Annotated in this window: 13 protein-coding genes; 10 read left to right on the forward strand and 3 right to left on the reverse strand. The window is 64.1% G+C overall.

The genetic code is table 11. The annotated features are described in order from the left end of the window. Positions 1-173 precede the first annotated feature (173 nt). From AC1MEK_RS06015 to tldD, 3 genes are all read left to right on the forward strand, one after another. On the forward strand, positions 174-3,989 hold the full coding sequence (locus tag AC1MEK_RS06015; protein WP_480395356.1) for a YhdP family protein: 3,816 nt from the start codon (positions 174-176) through the stop codon (positions 3,987-3,989). Positions 3,990-4,237: 248 nt separating this feature from the next. After that, a complete protein-coding gene (locus AC1MEK_RS06020) occupies positions 4,238-5,089 on the forward strand; it encodes a carbon-nitrogen hydrolase family protein (protein WP_480395357.1) in 852 nt (283 codons plus the stop codon). Positions 5,090-5,091: 2 nt separating this feature from the next. Continuing rightward, the gene (gene tldD / locus AC1MEK_RS06025) at positions 5,092-6,531 is read left to right on the forward strand and encodes a metalloprotease TldD (protein ID WP_480395358.1); all 1,440 of its coding nucleotides are present in this window, start codon (positions 5,092-5,094) and stop codon (positions 6,529-6,531) included. 119 nt (positions 6,532-6,650) lie between these two features. Here the strand turns inward: tldD and yjgA are convergent, their stop codons facing one another. Continuing rightward, on the reverse strand, positions 6,651-7,172 hold the full coding sequence (gene yjgA / locus AC1MEK_RS06030) for a ribosome biogenesis factor YjgA (RefSeq protein ID WP_480395359.1): 522 nt from the start codon (positions 7,170-7,172) through the stop codon (positions 6,651-6,653). Between the two features lie 93 nt (positions 7,173-7,265). Between yjgA and pmbA the strand changes: the two genes are divergently transcribed. The 7 genes from pmbA (at position 7,266) to AC1MEK_RS06065 (ending at position 13,264) form a co-directional block, all read left to right on the forward strand. Further along, complete coding sequence (gene pmbA / locus AC1MEK_RS06035; RefSeq protein WP_480395360.1) at positions 7,266-8,612, forward strand: metalloprotease PmbA; 1,347 nt, start codon at positions 7,266-7,268, stop codon at positions 8,610-8,612. A 353-nt stretch (positions 8,613-8,965) separates the two neighbouring features. After that, positions 8,966-9,361: a FagA protein gene (locus tag AC1MEK_RS06040; RefSeq protein ID WP_480395361.1), complete on the forward strand. Its 396-nt coding sequence runs from the start codon at positions 8,966-8,968 to the stop codon at positions 9,359-9,361. Continuing rightward, entirely contained in the window at positions 9,354-10,730 is a 1,377-nt protein-coding gene (locus AC1MEK_RS06045; RefSeq protein WP_480395362.1) for a class II fumarate hydratase, read from the forward strand. Before AC1MEK_RS06040 ends, AC1MEK_RS06045 begins: the two co-directional genes overlap by 8 nt. A gap of 43 nt (positions 10,731-10,773) precedes the next feature. Next, entirely contained in the window at positions 10,774-11,235 is a 462-nt protein-coding gene (locus tag AC1MEK_RS06050; protein ID WP_480395363.1) for a hypothetical protein, read from the forward strand. A 1-nt stretch (position 11,236) separates the two neighbouring features. Then, a complete protein-coding gene (locus AC1MEK_RS06055) occupies positions 11,237-11,848 on the forward strand; it encodes a superoxide dismutase (protein WP_480395364.1) in 612 nt (203 codons plus the stop codon). Between the two features lie 26 nt (positions 11,849-11,874). Further along, on the forward strand, positions 11,875-12,762 hold the full coding sequence (locus tag AC1MEK_RS06060; RefSeq protein WP_480395365.1) for a ZIP family metal transporter: 888 nt from the start codon (positions 11,875-11,877) through the stop codon (positions 12,760-12,762). A 160-nt stretch (positions 12,763-12,922) separates the two neighbouring features. Then, entirely contained in the window at positions 12,923-13,264 is a 342-nt protein-coding gene (locus AC1MEK_RS06065) for a zinc ribbon domain-containing protein YjdM (RefSeq protein ID WP_274134066.1), read from the forward strand. 162 nt (positions 13,265-13,426) lie between these two features. On the opposite strand, the gene AC1MEK_RS06070 is transcribed toward AC1MEK_RS06065, so the two are convergent. Together AC1MEK_RS06070 and AC1MEK_RS06075 are read right to left on the reverse strand one after the other, a co-directional pair. Then, a complete protein-coding gene (locus AC1MEK_RS06070) occupies positions 13,427-14,791 on the reverse strand; it encodes a heavy metal sensor histidine kinase (protein WP_480395366.1) in 1,365 nt (454 codons plus the stop codon). Beyond that, positions 14,784-15,458, reverse strand: coding sequence for a heavy metal response regulator transcription factor (locus AC1MEK_RS06075; protein ID WP_480395367.1), 675 nt, complete (start codon positions 15,456-15,458; stop codon positions 14,784-14,786). The genes AC1MEK_RS06070 and AC1MEK_RS06075 overlap by 8 nt, the downstream gene beginning before the upstream one ends. Between the last annotated feature and the right edge of the window lie 7 nt (positions 15,459-15,465).

Consider the following 15,465-nt stretch of genomic DNA (forward strand, 5'->3'; position numbering starts at 1 on the left):
AACACTGAGCCCGGATGGGCCGATGGCATCGATACCCAGCCCGAAGGGCCCGATGGTAAAGAAGCCCTCCAAAGAGATTGATGCGTGACGAATGAGCAAAACCCGGACGTACCTGCAACCGCACCAATGAGCCGGATGCCATTTGCAGTCTCTCTGAATGGAGGCCCGCTGGCATGGAACGTCTGACCCGATTGTTCGCCGCCCTGACGCGCTGGGGGCTGAGCCTGTGCGCGCTGTTCGTGGTGCTGGTGGCGCTGTACGTCAGCGTCGGGCGGCAACTGGTGCCGATGGTGGCCGAGTACCGCGCCGACGTCGAACTCAAGGCCCAGGCGGCCGTGGGCATGCCGGTCAACATCGGCCGCCTGGAAGGCAGCTGGAGCGGCTTTGCGCCGATCTTCGTCGCCCGTGACGTGATGGTCGGGCAGGGCGCCGGTACCGTGCGCCTCGACCACGTGCGTGCCGTTCCCGACCTGTGGGCCAGCCTGAAAGCCCGCCAGGTGCGCATCGCGCGGCTGGAGCTGGACGGCCTGCAGCTGTCGCTCAAGGAAGATCAGGACGGCCACTGGGCGCTGCAGGGCCTGCCGGTGCAGGACGACAAGCCGTTCGACCCCGAACAGGCCCTGACCCAGATGCGCATGATCTCGCAGCTGTCGCTGTTCGACAGCCAGATCACCCTGCAACCCTACGAGCAATCTCCGCTGACCCTGACCTACGTCAGCATGACCCTCAAGACCGGCAGCTATCACCAACGCCTGGACGCGCGTCTGACGCTGCCCGACGGCCAGCCGCTGTCGCTCAACCTGCGCAGCAAGATGCGCCCCAGCGCCTGGCGCGACGCCGAGGCCGAGGGCTACCTGAGCCTGCCGCAGAGCGACTGGGCCAAGTGGCTGCCGAAAAGCCTGACCCGCGACTGGAACATCAAGACCCTCAAGGCCGGTGGCGAGCTGTGGTTCACCTGGGGCAAGGGCGCGTTGCAGACCGCCACGACCCGCCTCAACGCCCCGCAGTTCAAGGGCGCGTATGCCAGCCGCAAGGCGTCGAAACTGGACAACATCGCGCTCAACGCCTGGTTTCAGCGCACCGATTCAGGCTTCACCGTCGCTCTGGACTCGCTGGCCATGGACATCGCCAGCAAGCGCTGGGAGAGCCGGATTCAACTGACGCAGACCGTAGCAACGTCCGACAGCGAAGAGTTGTGGCACGTGCAGGCGGATCGCCTGGACCTCACGCCGGTCACGCCGTTGCTCGACTCACTGGCGCCGTTGCCGGACAAACTCATGGTGGTGCTCGACCATCTGAAGGTCACCGGCGGCTTGCGCAACGTGCTGCTCGACTACCGACCCAAGGCCGAGGGCGCCAAACGCCTGAGTTTTGCCGCGAACCTGGACAAGGTCGGTTTCGACGCCTATCACGGCGCGCCGGCCGCCGGGAATGTCAGCGGCGCGATCAGCGGCGATCTGGCGGGCGGCGAGCTGCGTCTGAACACCGACGATTTCATGCTGCACCTGGACCCGATCTTCAAGAACGCCTGGAACTACCGCCAGGCCAACGCGCGCCTGACCTGGGCACTGGACGACCAGGGTTTCACCCTGATCGCGCCGTACATCAAGGTGCTCGGCGACGAAGGCAAGATCGCGGCGGATTTCCTGATTCGCCTGCACTTCGACAAGGATCAGGAAGACTACATGGACCTGCGCGTCGGCCTGGTCGACGCCGATGGTCGCTACACCGGCAAGTACTTGCCCGCCGTGCTCAGCCCGGCGCTGGATCACTGGTTGCGCACGGCCATCCTCAGCGGCGATGTCGAGCAGAGCTTCTTTCAGTATCAGGGCTCGCTCAATCACGACGCGCCGGATGTGGCGCGGGTGATCAGCCTGTTCTTCAAGGTGCACAACGCCAACCTCGACTTCCAGCCCGGCTGGCCGCAGCTGACCGGCGTGGACGGCAACGTGTTCGTGGAAAACAGCGGCGTGCGCATCCGCGCCAGCAAGGGCCAGTTGCTCGGCACTCAGGTGCGCAACGTGGCGGTGGACGTGCCCCACGTGCCGTCCGGCCAGCCCAGCCACTTGCTGGTGGACGGCGACTTCGACGGCAGCCTGCAGGATGGCATGAAGATCCTTCAGGAAGCGCCCATCGGCACTGGCCAGACCTTCGCCGGCTGGCTGGCCGAAGGCCCGCTGCAAGGCCATATCAACCTCGATGTGCCGCTGGTCAAGGGTCAGGAGCCAAAGGTCGCGGTGGACTTCAACACCGACAGCGCTCGCCTGAAACTGCCTGACCCTGCGCTGGAACTGACCCAGCTCAAGGGCAATTTCCGCTTCGACTACAACAAGGGTCTCAGCGGCAAGAACATCAAGGCCATGGCCTTCGACAAACCGCTGACCGCCGAGATCTTCGCCGAGGGCAAGCCGGGTGCGCTGGTTACCCGCATCGCTGGCAGCAGCAGTATCACCAGCAAGCGCCTGACCGACTGGCTGGGCGTCACCCAGCCGTTGCCGGTCTCCGGCGAGCTGCCTTACCAGCTGCAGTTGACGCTCAACGGCGCCGATAGCCAGTTGCAGATCAACTCGAATCTCAAAGGCGTGGCCGTCGATCTGCCAGCGCCGTTCGGCAAGACCGCCGATGAAACCCGCGACGCCGATTTCCGTATGAACCTGCAAGGGCCTGAGCGGCGGATCGGCGTGGGGTATGGCGATCTGGCCAACCTCGCGTTTGCGGCGCCTGCGGGCAAGTTTGCCGAGGGCCGCGGCGAGTTGTTCCTCGGCCAGGGCGGGGCCATCGTGCCGGACGCCAAGGGCTTGCGCGTGCGCGGCTCGCTGTCCGAGCTGGATATCGCGCCGTGGCAGGCCATGGCCCAGCGCTATGCCGGTAACGACCCGGGTGGCAGCGCCAAGCAGTTGCTCAGCGGTGTCGATCTGCAAATCGGCAAGCTGACGGCGATGGGCACCACCCTCGATCAGGCCAGCGTCCAGGTCAAACGCAACGACAGCAGTTGGGGCCTGGCGCTGGACAGCACGAAGATCAAGGGCTCGGCGACCCTGCCGGACAACAAGGCGACCCCGGCCGATATCAATCTGCTCTACGTGCGCCTGCCGGCGCCGGACCCGAACGCGGCGGTGGTGGAAAACGCGCCGGACCCGCTGGCCGACGTCGACCCGCACAACATTCCGGCGATGAACATCAAGATCACCCAGCTGTTCCAGGGTGATCAACTGGTTGGCGCCTGGTCGCTCAAGGCTCGTCCGACCGCCAACGGCGTGCAGCTGAGCGACATGGACCTGGGCCTCAAAGGCATTTCGCTGGTGGGCAACGGCGGCTGGGAGGGCACGCCGGGGGCGACCAGCAGCTGGTTCAAGGGGCAGGTGGCCGGCAAGAACCTAGCCGATGTGCTCAAGGCCTGGGGGTTTGCCCCGACCGTGACCAGCCAGGAGTTCGAAATGAACGCCGATGGCCGCTGGCCGGGTTCGCCGGCGTGGGTAGGCCTGAAACGCTACTCCGGCAGCCTGGATGCCACGTTGAAGAACGGCCAGTTCGTCGAAGTGGAAGGTGGCGCCCAGGCGCTGCGGGTGTTCGGCCTGCTCAACTTCAACTCCATCGGCCGGCGCCTGCGCCTGGATTTCTCCGACTTGCTGAGCAAGGGCCTGAGCTACGACAAGGTCAAGGGATTGCTGGTGGCCAGTGACGGCGTGTACGTGACCCGCGACCCGATCACCATGATCGGCCCGTCAAGCAATCTGGAGCTCAACGGCACGCTGGACATGGTCCGCGACCGGGTCGATGCCAAGTTGCTGGTGACGTTGCCTGTGACCAACAACCTGCCGATCGCTGCGTTGATCGTTGGCGCGCCGGCCATTGGCGGAGCGCTGTTTCTGGTCGACAAATTGCTGGGCGACCGCGTGGCGCGTTTCGCCAGCGTGCAATACAAGGTCGAAGGCCCGTGGAAAGAGCCTAAGATTACCTTCGACAAGCCGTTCGAGAAGCCGCAGTAACCCAGGTTGCGGCGACCCGCTTCTGGCCGCAGGCCGTAGGAGCGTGGCTTGCCCGCGATCTGGCGCGAAGCGGCAGCAAAACCCGACGACTCGCATCCACCTGATACACCGCGTTCACCGATCTTACGACTGCTGCGCAGCCGATCGCGGGCAAGCCACGCTCCTACGGCCTGCGGCCAGAGGCAGATCGCCGTGTCCATCGGACCGCGTTGGAGTACAGTGCACTACCACCGATCAAGGAATCCCCCATGTCCTTCGCTGTGATTCAGATGGTCAGCCAGAGCGACATCCAGGCCAATCTCGACCGCGCCCGGGCCCTGCTGGAGCAGGCCGCCGCGTCTGGCGCGAAGCTGGCCGTGCTGCCGGAAAACTTCACGGCCATGGGGCGCCGGGATGTCGCGGCCATCGGCCGTGCCGAGGCCTTGGGCGAAGGCCCGATCCTGCCATGGTTGAAACTCGCCGCCCGCGACCTCAAGTTATGGATTGTCGGCGGGACCATTCCCCTGCCACCCGAAGGCCAGCCAGACGGCAAGGTCACGGCGTGTTCGTTATTGATCGACGATCAGGGCCAGACCGTGGCGCGCTACGACAAGCTGCATCTGTTCGATGTGGACGTCGCCGATACCCGGGGCCGCTATCGTGAGTCTGACGACTACGCTCATGGCAACAGGGTGGTCGTCGCCGATACACCGGTAGGAAAACTGGGGTTGAGCGTGTGTTACGACCTGCGCTTCCCCGAGCTGTACACCGCCCTGCGTGAAGCGGGCGCCGAATTGATTACCGCGCCGTCGGCCTTTACTGCCGTCACCGGCGCGGCGCACTGGGAAATCCTGCTGCGCGCGCGTGCCATCGAAACCCAGTGCTATGTGCTGGCGGCCGCGCAGGGCGGGGTTCACCCGGGGCCAAGGGAAACATTTGGGCACGCGGCGATCATAGATCCATGGGGCCGCGTGCTGGCCCAGCAGGCACAGGGTGAAGCCGTGCTGCTGGCCGAACGAGACAGTGATGAACAAGCGTCCATACGGACGCGGATGCCGGTATCGAACCACCGGCGATTTTTCTCGCAGGACGCCTTGCGGCCTGCCAATACCCCGGAGTGAATATGAGCGACTTGTCCTCAGTCAGCGAACACCTTCTGGCGCCAGGCGGCCTGGGCATCGACAGCCTGCAATCGGTGCTCGGTGAGCTTGCCGGTCCCGGGATCGACGCCGCCGACCTGTATTTCCAGGGCCAGATTTCCGAGTCCTGGGCGCTGGAAGACGGCATCGTCAAGGAAGGCAGCTTCAACCTCGATCAGGGCGTGGGCGTGCGCGCGCAGTCCGGTGAGAAAACCGGTTTCGCCTACAGCAATGCCATCAATGCCGACGCGCTGAGCCAGGCGGCCCGTGCCGCCCGTTCGATTTCCCGCGCCGGGCAGAACGGCCGGGTGCAGGCCTTCACCACCCAGGACGTCGCCCAGCTTTACGCACCGGATAACCCGCTGGAAGTGCTGACCCGCGCTGAAAAGGTCGACCTGCTCAAGCGCGTCGACGCCGCCACCCGTGCGCTGGACCCGCGCATTCAGCAAGTTTCGGTGAGCATGGCCGGGGTCTGGGAGCGCATTCTGGTGGCGTCCACCGATGGCGGCCTGGCCGCTGACGTGCGCCCGCTGGTGCGCTTCAACGTCAGCGTGATCGTCGAGCAGAACGGCCGTCGCGAGCGCGGCGGCCATGGCGGCGGCGGGCGTACCGATTACCGTTACTTCCTCAACGAAGACCGCGCCATGGGTTACGCCCGTGAGGCGTTGCGCCAGGCGCTGGTCAATCTGGAAGCCATTCCGGCGCCGGCGGGCACGCTGCCTGTGGTGCTCGGCTCCGGCTGGTCCGGCGTGCTGCTGCACGAAGCCGTGGGCCACGGCCTGGAGGGCGATTTCAACCGCAAGGGCAGTTCGGCCTACAGCGGGCGCATGGGCGAAATGGTTGCGTCCAAGCTCTGCACCATCGTCGATGACGGCACCTTGGCCGGGCGTCGCGGTTCGCTGAGCGTGGACGACGAAGGCACGCCGACCGAATGCACCACGCTGATCGAGAACGGCGTGCTCAAGGGCTACATGCAGGACAAGCTCAACGCCCGCCTGATGGGCGTCGCGCGCACCGGCAACGGCCGTCGCGAGTCCTACGCGCACCTGCCGATGCCGCGCATGACCAACACCTACATGCTGGGCGGCCAGAGCGATCCGGCAGAAATCATCGCCTCGGTGAAGAAGGGCATTTACTGCGCCAACCTCGGCGGCGGTCAGGTCGACATCACCAGCGGCAAGTTCGTGTTCTCCACCAGCGAGGCCTACCTGATCGAAGATGGCAAGATCACCGCGCCAGTCAAGGGCGCGACCCTGATCGGCAACGGTCCGGAGTGCATGAGCCGGGTGTCGATGGTCGGCAACGACCTGTCGCTGGACAGCGGTGTGGGCACGTGTGGCAAGGACGGGCAATCGGTGCCGGTGGGTGTGGGGCAGCCGACCCTGAAGATCGATGCGATTACCGTGGGCGGTACAGGCGCATAAGTTTGAATAACGCATTGTGGGAGTGAGCTTGCTCACGATGGCGGTGTGTCAATAGACAATGAAGTGTCTGATCTGACGCAATCGTGAGCAAGCTCACTCCCACAGGTGGTGCAGTGGATTTAACGCAGGCCGCGCTTGGTTTCGTCCAGGTCGCGGATGTACTTGAAGATTTTCCGGGCCGCGGTCGGCGTCTTGTTCTGCTTGGCCTCGTGTTGGGCGTGACGGATCAGCGAGCGCAGTTGTTGACGGTCGGCGTCAGGGTAGTCGCCCATGAACTGTTCGAGCGTCTCGTCTGTGCCGCCGATCAGGCGATCGCGCCAGCGCTCCAGGTTGTGAAAGCGCTCGTTGTACTGGCGCGTGGAGGCGTCGAGTTGATCGAGCAGGACCAGGATTTCGTCCAGGTCCTGGTCGCGCATCAACCGGCCAATGAAGGAAATGTGGCGTTTGCGCGCGATGTGCGCGGTGTGCTTGGGCGCATCGGCCAGAGCGCGACGAAGTTCGTCGGTCAGAGGCAGCTTGGCCAGCACATCGGGTTTGAATGTCGTCAAGCGTTCGCCCAGTTCCACCAGAGCGGCAAGCTCTCGTTTGACCTGGGATTTGCTTTTCTCTCCGTCGAAGGAGTCGTCGTAAGAATCAACCATGGGGGCCGTCCGCAAATAAACGCCGCCATGATAACCAGTCAGGGGCCAATTGTCCGGCCTGGCTGCCGAAATCGGAATTTGATGGAGTAAGTCATGAGTGCATCAGAAAGCGTCGGCCCACAGGCCTTGCCCGCACTGCAGCAACAGGTCGAGCAGATCGTTGCCGAAGCCAAACGCCAGGGCGCCAGTGCCTGTGAAGTCGCCGTGTCACTGGAGCAGGGCCTGTCGACCTCGGTTCGCCAGCGCGAAGTCGAAACCGTCGAGTTCAATCGCGACCAGGGGTTTGGCATCACCCTGTACGTCGGCCACCGCAAGGGCTCGGCCAGCACCTCGGCCAGCGGCCCGGACGCGATTCGCGAAACCGTCGCGGCCGCGCTGGCCATCGCCAAACACACCTCCGAAGACGAAAGCTCGGGCCTTGCCGATGCCGCATTGATGGCCAAGGAGCAACCGGATTTTGACCTGTTCCACCCTTGGGACATCACCCCGGAGCAGGCCATTGAAAAGGCGCTGATCTGCGAAGCCGCGGCGTTTGACGCCGACAGCCGGATCAAGAACGCCGACGGCACCACCCTCAACGTGCACCAGGGCTGCCGCGTGTACGGCAACAGCCACGGCTTCATCGGCGGCTATGCCTCGACCCGGCACAGCCTGAGTTGCGTGATGATCGCCGAAAAAGACGGCCAGATGCAGCGCGATTACTGGTATGACGTCAACCGCCAGGGCGAGCTGCTGATGGACGCCAAATTGATCGGCCGCAAGGCTGCCGAACGTGCCGCGAGCCGCCTGGGGGCGCGCCCGGTGCCGACCTGCGAAGTGCCGGTGCTGTTCTCGGCAGAACTGGCAGGCGGCCTGTTCGGCAGCTTCCTGGGGGCGATTTCCGGCGGCAACCTGTACCGCAAGTCGTCGTTCCTCGAAGGCGCGCTGGGTCAGCGGCTGTTCCCCGAATGGATGACCATCGATGAGCGTCCGCACCTGATGCGCGCCATGGGCAGCGCGGCGTTCGACGGCGACGGCCTGGCGACCTACGCCAAGCCGTTCGTCGAAAATGGAGACCTGGTGTCTTACATCCTCAGCACCTACTCGGGCCGCAAGTTGGGCCTGCCGAGCACCGCTAACGCGGGCGGCGTGCACAACCTGTTCGTCTCCCATGGCACCGAAGACCAGGCCGCGTTGATCCGCCGCATGGGCCGCGGGCTGTTGGTCACCGAACTGATGGGCAGCGGCCTGAACATGGTCACCGGTGACTATTCCCGTGGCGCGGCGGGGTACTGGGTCGAGAACGGCGAGATCCAGTTTGCCGTGCAGGAAGTGACCATTGCCGGCAACATGCGCGACATGTTCAAGCAGATCGTCGCCGTTGGCAGCGATCTGGAGATGCGCAGCAACATCCGCACCGGCTCCGTGCTGATCGAGAAGATGATGGTGGCGGGGAGCTGATTTACCGCGGTCCATCGCTCAAAAAGACCCGCTCACCACTCGGTGCGCGGGTTTTTTATGCCCCCAACATTTCCCCGCTAACGCTTCTGGCCGGAGGCCGTGGGAGCGTGGCTTGCCCGCGATCTGGCGCGCAGCGGCAGTAAATTCTGCCCACGCGGTGTGCCTGACAAGGCCGGGTTGTCTGGTTTTACTGCCGCTTCGCGTCAGATCGTCGGCAAGCCGGACTCCCACGCCCTCCGGGCAGAAACGGTACCGGCAAAATGCCGTCAAACGCGATTAAATCTCATTACGACTTGTATTGAGATAAATACTCAACTAATAATAAAACTCATTTGCCAATCGAGCCTGGGTCAATGGGTACTGTTCTGCAAGAGTCGCCGTATCTGGAAAACTGGCGCGCGCTGAGCCTGCGCGTGCGCTGCGCCGTGGCGCCGGACGAGCCGCGGGGCATCGAACACTACCTGGCCGAAGGCCGTTACCTGGCGCGTTTCACCGCCACGCCGCAGACCCTGATCGCCGAAAGCACCTTCCGCCTGCTGCTCGACACCGCCCGCGACACCGCGCTGCCCTGGCATTGGCGCTGCCTGTGTCTGGACCAGGCCTGGCGCCCGCTGCGCGACCTCAAGATGCTCGCCCACAGCAATCATCAACGCCAACGCTGGCAGGCCTACGCCCATCAGTTGGCGACCTGCGTGTTGCAGCCCTCGATTTCTCTCGCTGAACTGATGCAAGGATCTCTAGATGAGTAATACCCGTATTGAACGCGACAGCATGGGCGAGTTGCAGGTCCCGGCCCAGGCCCTGTACGGCGCGCAGACCCAGCGTGCGGTGAACAACTTCCCGATCAGCCAGTTGCGCATGCCGGCCCAGTTCGTTCGTGCGTTGCTGCTGGCCAAGGCCGCGGCCGCCCAGGCCAACCTGGAACTCAAGCAGATCAGCGAAGGCCAGAGCAAGGCCATCGTCACCGCCTGCAAGGAACTGCTGGCGGGCGACTACATGCAGCACTTCCCGGTGGACGTGTTCCAGACCGGTTCCGGCACCAGCACCAACATGAACGCCAACGAGGTCATCGCGACCCTGGCCACCCGCGTACTGGGCGAACCGGTCAACGCCAACGACCACGTCAACTGTGGCCAGAGCAGCAACGACATCATTCCGACCACCATCCACGTCAGCGCCGCGCTGGCGATCCATGAGCAACTGCTGCCGGCGCTGGCGCACCTGATCCAGGTCACCGAGCACAAGGCCGCCCAGGTGCACCCGTTCGTCAAGACCGGCCGTACCCACCTGATGGACGCCATGCCCGTGCGCATGAGCCAGGTGCTCGGCGGCTGGGCGCAGCAGCTCAAGGCCAACGTCGAACACATCGAAAACCTGCTGCCGAGCCTTCAGGCACTGGCGCAGGGCGGTACTGCCGTCGGCACCGGGATCAACGCTCACCCTGAGTTCGCCTCGCGCTTCGCCGGCCACCTGAGCCGTTTGAGCGAAGTGGGCTTCGTCCCGGGCAAGGACCTGTTCGCGCTGATCGGCTCGCAGGACACCGCCGTTGCGATGTCCGGCCAGCTCAAGGCTACTGCCGTGTCGCTGATGAAGATCGCCAACGACCTGCGCTGGATGAACTCCGGCCCCCTGGCAGGCCTGGGCGAGATCGAACTGGAAGGCCTGCAACCGGGCTCCTCGATCATGCCGGGCAAGGTCAATCCGGTGATCCCGGAGGCCACCGCCATGGTCGCTGCGCAGGTTATCGGCAATGACGCGGCGATCACCGTCGCGGGGCAGTCGGGCAACTTCGAGCTGAACGTGATGCTGCCGATCATCGCCCACAACCTGCTGCAGAGCATCGAACTTTTGGCCAACTCCAGCCGCCTGCTGGCGGACAAGGCCATCGCCAGCTTCAAGGTCAACGAAGCCAAGCTCAAGGAAGCGCTGTCGCGCAACCCGATCCTGGTCACCGCACTGAACCCGATCATCGGCTACCAGAAGGCCGCGGAAATCGCCAAGACCGCCTACAAGGAAGGTCGGCCGATCATCGACGTGGCGCTGGAGCACACAGAGCTCGACCGCGGGCAGCTGGAAACCCTGCTCAACCCGGAAAAACTCACGGCCGGTGGGATCTAATCCTCCGTCGCCATCACCCACGCAACCGTCCAGGAGACGCGCCATGGAGCATTGGAAAAGCACCATTCTGAAAGGCAATAGCTGTTTCAACCGTGGCGACCTGATCGACGCGCGCGAGCTCTACCTGCAAGCGCTGGCACTGGCCCAGGTGCTGCTCGAGCGCTGGAGCGATGCGGATGAGGCGGTGGCGGCGTTCGTGATTTCCCATCACAACCTGGCGGACCTGCACCTGAGCCTGAACCAGCCGGAGGAAAGCGCCGAGTACCTGTGCGCGGCGCACCAGCGGCTGTTGCAGGTGATCCAGAACCAGCGCCTGAGCGCCGAGCTGCGCCAAGCCGCGTTCCGTCACAGCAACAAGACCTACAGCGAACTGTTGGGCTTCATCAACGAACACGGTGAATACCCACGCACCCAGCGCCTGCTCAACAGCAGCGGCGAACACTCACGCTCGGCCCTTCAGCGTAACGCTGCGGCGGCTGGCACCCTGTCCTTTGGAGTCCATTGATATGCCGTATACCTTGCCTGCATTGCCGTACGCCTACGACGCCCTCGAGCCGCACATCGATGCGCAGACCATGGAAATCCACTACACCAAGCACCACCAGACCTACATCAACAACCTCAATGCAGCGGTCGATGGCACTGAATACGCCGAGTGGCCGATCGAGAAGCTGGTCGCCAGCGTCAATCAACTGCCGGAAAAACTGCGCCCGGCGGTGATCAACCAGGGCGGCGGCCACGCCAACCACTCGCTGTTCTGGGAAGTCATGAGCCCCAAGGGCGGCGGCTTGCCGAGCGGCGCGCTGGCCAAGGCTATCGATGAGCAACTGGGCGGCATTGAGGCGTTCAAGGACGCGTTCACCAAGGCGGCGCTGACCCGTTTCGGCAGCGGCTGGGCCTGGCTGAGCGTGACCCCGCAGAAAAAACTCGTTGTCGAGAGCAGTGGCAACCAGGACAGCCCGCTGATGAACGGCAACACGCCGATCCTCGGCCTGGACGTCTGGGAGCACGCCTACTACCTGCGTTATCAGAACCGTCGCCCTGAATACATCGCCGCTTTCTACAACGTTATCCACTGGGACGAAGTGGCGAAGCGTTATGCCGATGCCTTGGCCTGAAACCCACAACAAGAAGTAGACGATCTATGCCTTCGGATTTCCTCACGCTGAGCAGCGGACGCTTGTTTCGTCTGGCCATTGGTTCGATTTTGCTGTTGGCCGGCACGGGGCTGCTGATTGCCCAGGGGCTCACCTGGTTGAGCCTCGAACCGCGCATGCTCAGGGCGTTGGAAGGCGGTGCGCTGTGCGCATTGGGCACGGCACTGGGCGCGGTCCCGGTACTGGTGATCCGCGGCATGCCGGTGGCGGTGTCCGATGCGCTGTTGGGCTTTGGCGCGGGCATCATGCTCGCCGCCACGGCCTTTTCGCTGATCGTGCCGGGCCTGAGCGCGGCGCAAAGCCTGGGCTTCTCGGCCTGGGGTGCTGGCGCCCTGGTCAGCGCCGGCATTCTGGCTGGCGCGGTCGGGCTGTTTCTGGTCGACATTCTGGTGTCACAGGGGCCGCAGCTGTCGGATGTCACCGATAAGCCGGCCATCCCCTCGAATATCTGGCTGTTCGTCATCGCCATCATCGCCCACAACATTCCGGAAGGGATGGCGGTGGGGGTGTCGGCGGGCGGCGGTCTGGCCCACGCCGACAGTCTGGCGATGGGCATCGCCTTGCAGGACGTCCCTGAAGGGCTGGTGATTGCCCTGGTGCTCGCGGCGGCGGGCATGTCGCGGCTCAACGCCTTTCTGATCGGTGCCGCTTCCGGTCTGGTGGAGCCGGTGTTCGCCGTGCTCTGCGCGTGGCTGGTGGAAATCGCCGCGATGCTGCTGCCGGTCGGTCTGGCCCTGGCGGCGGGGGCGATGCTGCTGGTGGTGGTGCACGAAATCATCCCCGAGTCCCGCCGCAACGGCCACGACAAGATCGCCAGCTTCGGGCTGCTGGTGGGGTTCTGTCTGATGATGGTGATGGATACGGCGTTGGCGTAGACCCTACAAAATTCCCCGTAGCAGTCCGGCTTGCCGGCGACAGCGCTCGCAAAAACGCTGTCGCCGCCAAGCCGGACTGCTACGGGACATTCAGCGATCCATCCCCATCGGTAGAAAAACCCTTATAATCGCGCGCCTATTTCATTGTGATGCGAGATCCATCGTGAGCCTACCGCCGTGCCCAAAATGCAATTCCGAGTACACCTACGAAGACGGCGCCCAGCTCGTCTGCCCGGAATGCGCCCATGAATGGTCCGCCAACGGCGCGGCGGATGCTGACGACGATGTGAAAATCATCAAGGACGCGGTGGGCAACACGTTGCAGGACGGCGACACCGTCACCGTGATCAAGGACTTGAAGGTCAAGGGTTCGTCGCTGGTGGTCAAGGTCGGCACCAAGGTCAAGAACATCCGCCTGGTGGATGGCGACCACGACATCGATTGCAAGATCGATGGCATTGGCGCGATGAAGCTCAAGTCCGAGTTCGTCAAGAAGGGCTGAAGCTACACCGATTGGGATCCGGTCCTGTGGGAGCCGGCTTGCTGGCGAATGCGGTGTGTCATTCAACATCTTAGTCGCCTGCCCCACCTCATTCGCCAGCAAGCCGGCTCCCACAGGTACGGCGTTCGCAAGCCGGTGTTCAAGGGGTGTGAGGTCGAACAGTCAAACCGGCAGGTTGATCCCGAACGTGTTCACGCCCCGCTCGCTGCGGGCGAACACGGTGCCGCCGTGCATCAGCGCGATGGCCTTGACGATCGCCAGCCCCAGCCCGTGATTGCCGCCGCTGTTGGTGCGTGAGGCATCCACCCGGTAGAAGCGCTCGAACAGCTTGGGCAGGTGCTCGCCGGAAATCTGCGCGCCGGGGTTGGCCACGCCTATGCTGACGTGATTGCCTTCGTCGCTGATGTCCACGTGGATGATCTGCCCAGGCGAGGTGTGCTGCACCGCGTTGTGCAGCAGGTTGATCAGGGCCCGGCGCAGGTGGGCCTTTTCGATGGGCGCGCAGGCGTCGCCGCGGACCTGAACCTGCACCTGGGCGTCTTCCAGAATGAAATCCAGATAATCCAGAGTCTTGGCCACTTCTTCGGCCAGCGACACCTGGGTCAGCTCCGTGGCCTTGCTGCCCTGGTCGGCGCTGGCCAGAAACAGCATGTCGTTGATGATCGAACGCAGCCGTTCCAGCTCTTCGAGGTTCGATTGCAGCACCTCGAAATAATGCTCTGCCGAGCGTCCCCGGGTCAGCGCGACCTGGGTCTGGCCGATCAGGTTGGTCAGTGGTGAGCGCAGTTCGTGGGCCACGTCGGCATTGAACGATTCGAGCCGGGCATAGGCCTGCTCGACCCTTTCCAGCGTCGAGTTGAACGAGGTGACGAACTGGTCCAGCTCAGGTGGCAGCGCCGACAACTGCAAACGCCCGGACAGCCGTGGCGGCGCCAGCTTGCGCGCCTCCAGCGAAAGCGCGTACAGCGGTTTGAGCCCGATCCGCGTCACCCAGTAACCCAATGCCGACGCCAGCGCGATGCCGATCGCCGCCAGGCTGAGCAGGGCGATCAGCAGCGAATGTTGGGTTTGCCGGAAGGTGTCGGTATCGATGGCGGTGAGAAAACGCAGCGGCGGACGCTGATCCTTGGCCGGGAACTCGCTGACCAGCACCTTGAACGGGTAGTCGTGGTCACTCAAACGCAGGTCGCGCATGCCCAGCGGGCCTTGGGCGAATGTGCGGATCCTGGCGTCGGGGTTGCCGAATTCGTAAGCGGGGTTGTCGCTGACCACCCAGAAGCGCAAGCGTTTGTCTTCTTCGCTGAGCAGCCGGAGCTTGGCGCTGAGCTTGCCCCAGTGCTCAAGATCGCCGAAGCGCTGCACCTGTGATTCGAGCACGCTGTAACGCGCGTCCACTTCGGCCTGGGGCAGCAGCCCGAGGTTCTTGCCCACTTGCAGATACAGCGCCCAGCCGATCAATAGAAAGACCAGCAGCGCCACCAGCGCGAACAGGCCGGACAGGCGCAGGGCGATGGAGTTGCTAGACACGACGGCTCTCCAGCACATAACCCATGCCACGGATGGTGTGCAGCAGTTTCTGCTCGAACGGCCCGTCGAGCTTGGCCCGCAGGCGCTTGATCGCGACTTCCACCACGTTGGCGTCGCTGTCGAAATTGATGTCCCAGACCATCTCGGCAATCGAGGTTTTCGAGAGGATTTCGCCATGGCGCCGCGCCAGCACGCTGAGCAGCGAGAACTCCTTGGCGGTCAGGTCCAGACGGCTGCCGGCGCGGGTGGCCTTGCGGCTGATCAGGTCGATCCACAGGTCGGCGATGCTGATCTGCACCGGTTCGTGGCCACCGCTGCGCCGGGTCAGGGCTTGCAGGCGCGCCACCAGTTCGAGGAAGGAGAACGGCTTGCCCAGGTAGTCGTCGGCGCCTTCGCGCAGGCCGCGAATCCGGTCGTCGACGTTCTCCCGCGCGGTGAGCATGATCACCGGCGTCTGCTTGCGTGCGCGCAGGGCCCGCAGCACGCCGTAGCCGTCGAGCCCCGGCAGCATGACGTCGAGGATGATCACCCCGTACTCGCCTTCCAGCGCCATGTGCAGGCCTTCGATGCCATCGCGGGCGACGTCGGTGGTGTAGCCCTGTTCGGTCAGGCCGCGGTGCAGGTAATCGGCGGTCTTTTCTTCGTCTTCGATAATCAGGACACGCATGGGTGCA

It is taken from the genome of Pseudomonas sp. 2, from assembly GCF_056627435.1.

Coding starts and splice junctions, on each gene's coding strand:
- AC1MEK_RS06015 (WP_480395356.1), top strand. CDS start 174: ATGGAACGTCTGACCCGATTGTTCGCCGCCCTGACGCGCTGGGGGCTG.
- AC1MEK_RS06020 (WP_480395357.1), top strand. CDS start 4,238: ATGTCCTTCGCTGTGATTCAGATGGTCAGCCAGAGCGACATCCAGGCC.
- tldD (WP_480395358.1), top strand. CDS start 5,092: ATGAGCGACTTGTCCTCAGTCAGCGAACACCTTCTGGCGCCAGGCGGC.
- yjgA (WP_480395359.1), bottom strand. CDS start 7,172: ATGGTTGATTCTTACGACGACTCCTTCGACGGAGAGAAAAGCAAATCC.
- pmbA (WP_480395360.1), top strand. CDS start 7,266: ATGAGTGCATCAGAAAGCGTCGGCCCACAGGCCTTGCCCGCACTGCAG.
- AC1MEK_RS06040 (WP_480395361.1), top strand. CDS start 8,966: ATGGGTACTGTTCTGCAAGAGTCGCCGTATCTGGAAAACTGGCGCGCG.
- AC1MEK_RS06045 (WP_480395362.1), top strand. CDS start 9,354: ATGAGTAATACCCGTATTGAACGCGACAGCATGGGCGAGTTGCAGGTC.
- AC1MEK_RS06050 (WP_480395363.1), top strand. CDS start 10,774: ATGGAGCATTGGAAAAGCACCATTCTGAAAGGCAATAGCTGTTTCAAC.
- AC1MEK_RS06055 (WP_480395364.1), top strand. CDS start 11,237: ATGCCGTATACCTTGCCTGCATTGCCGTACGCCTACGACGCCCTCGAG.
- AC1MEK_RS06060 (WP_480395365.1), top strand. CDS start 11,875: ATGCCTTCGGATTTCCTCACGCTGAGCAGCGGACGCTTGTTTCGTCTG.
- AC1MEK_RS06075 (WP_480395367.1), bottom strand. CDS start 15,458: ATGCGTGTCCTGATTATCGAAGACGAAGAAAAGACCGCCGATTACCTG.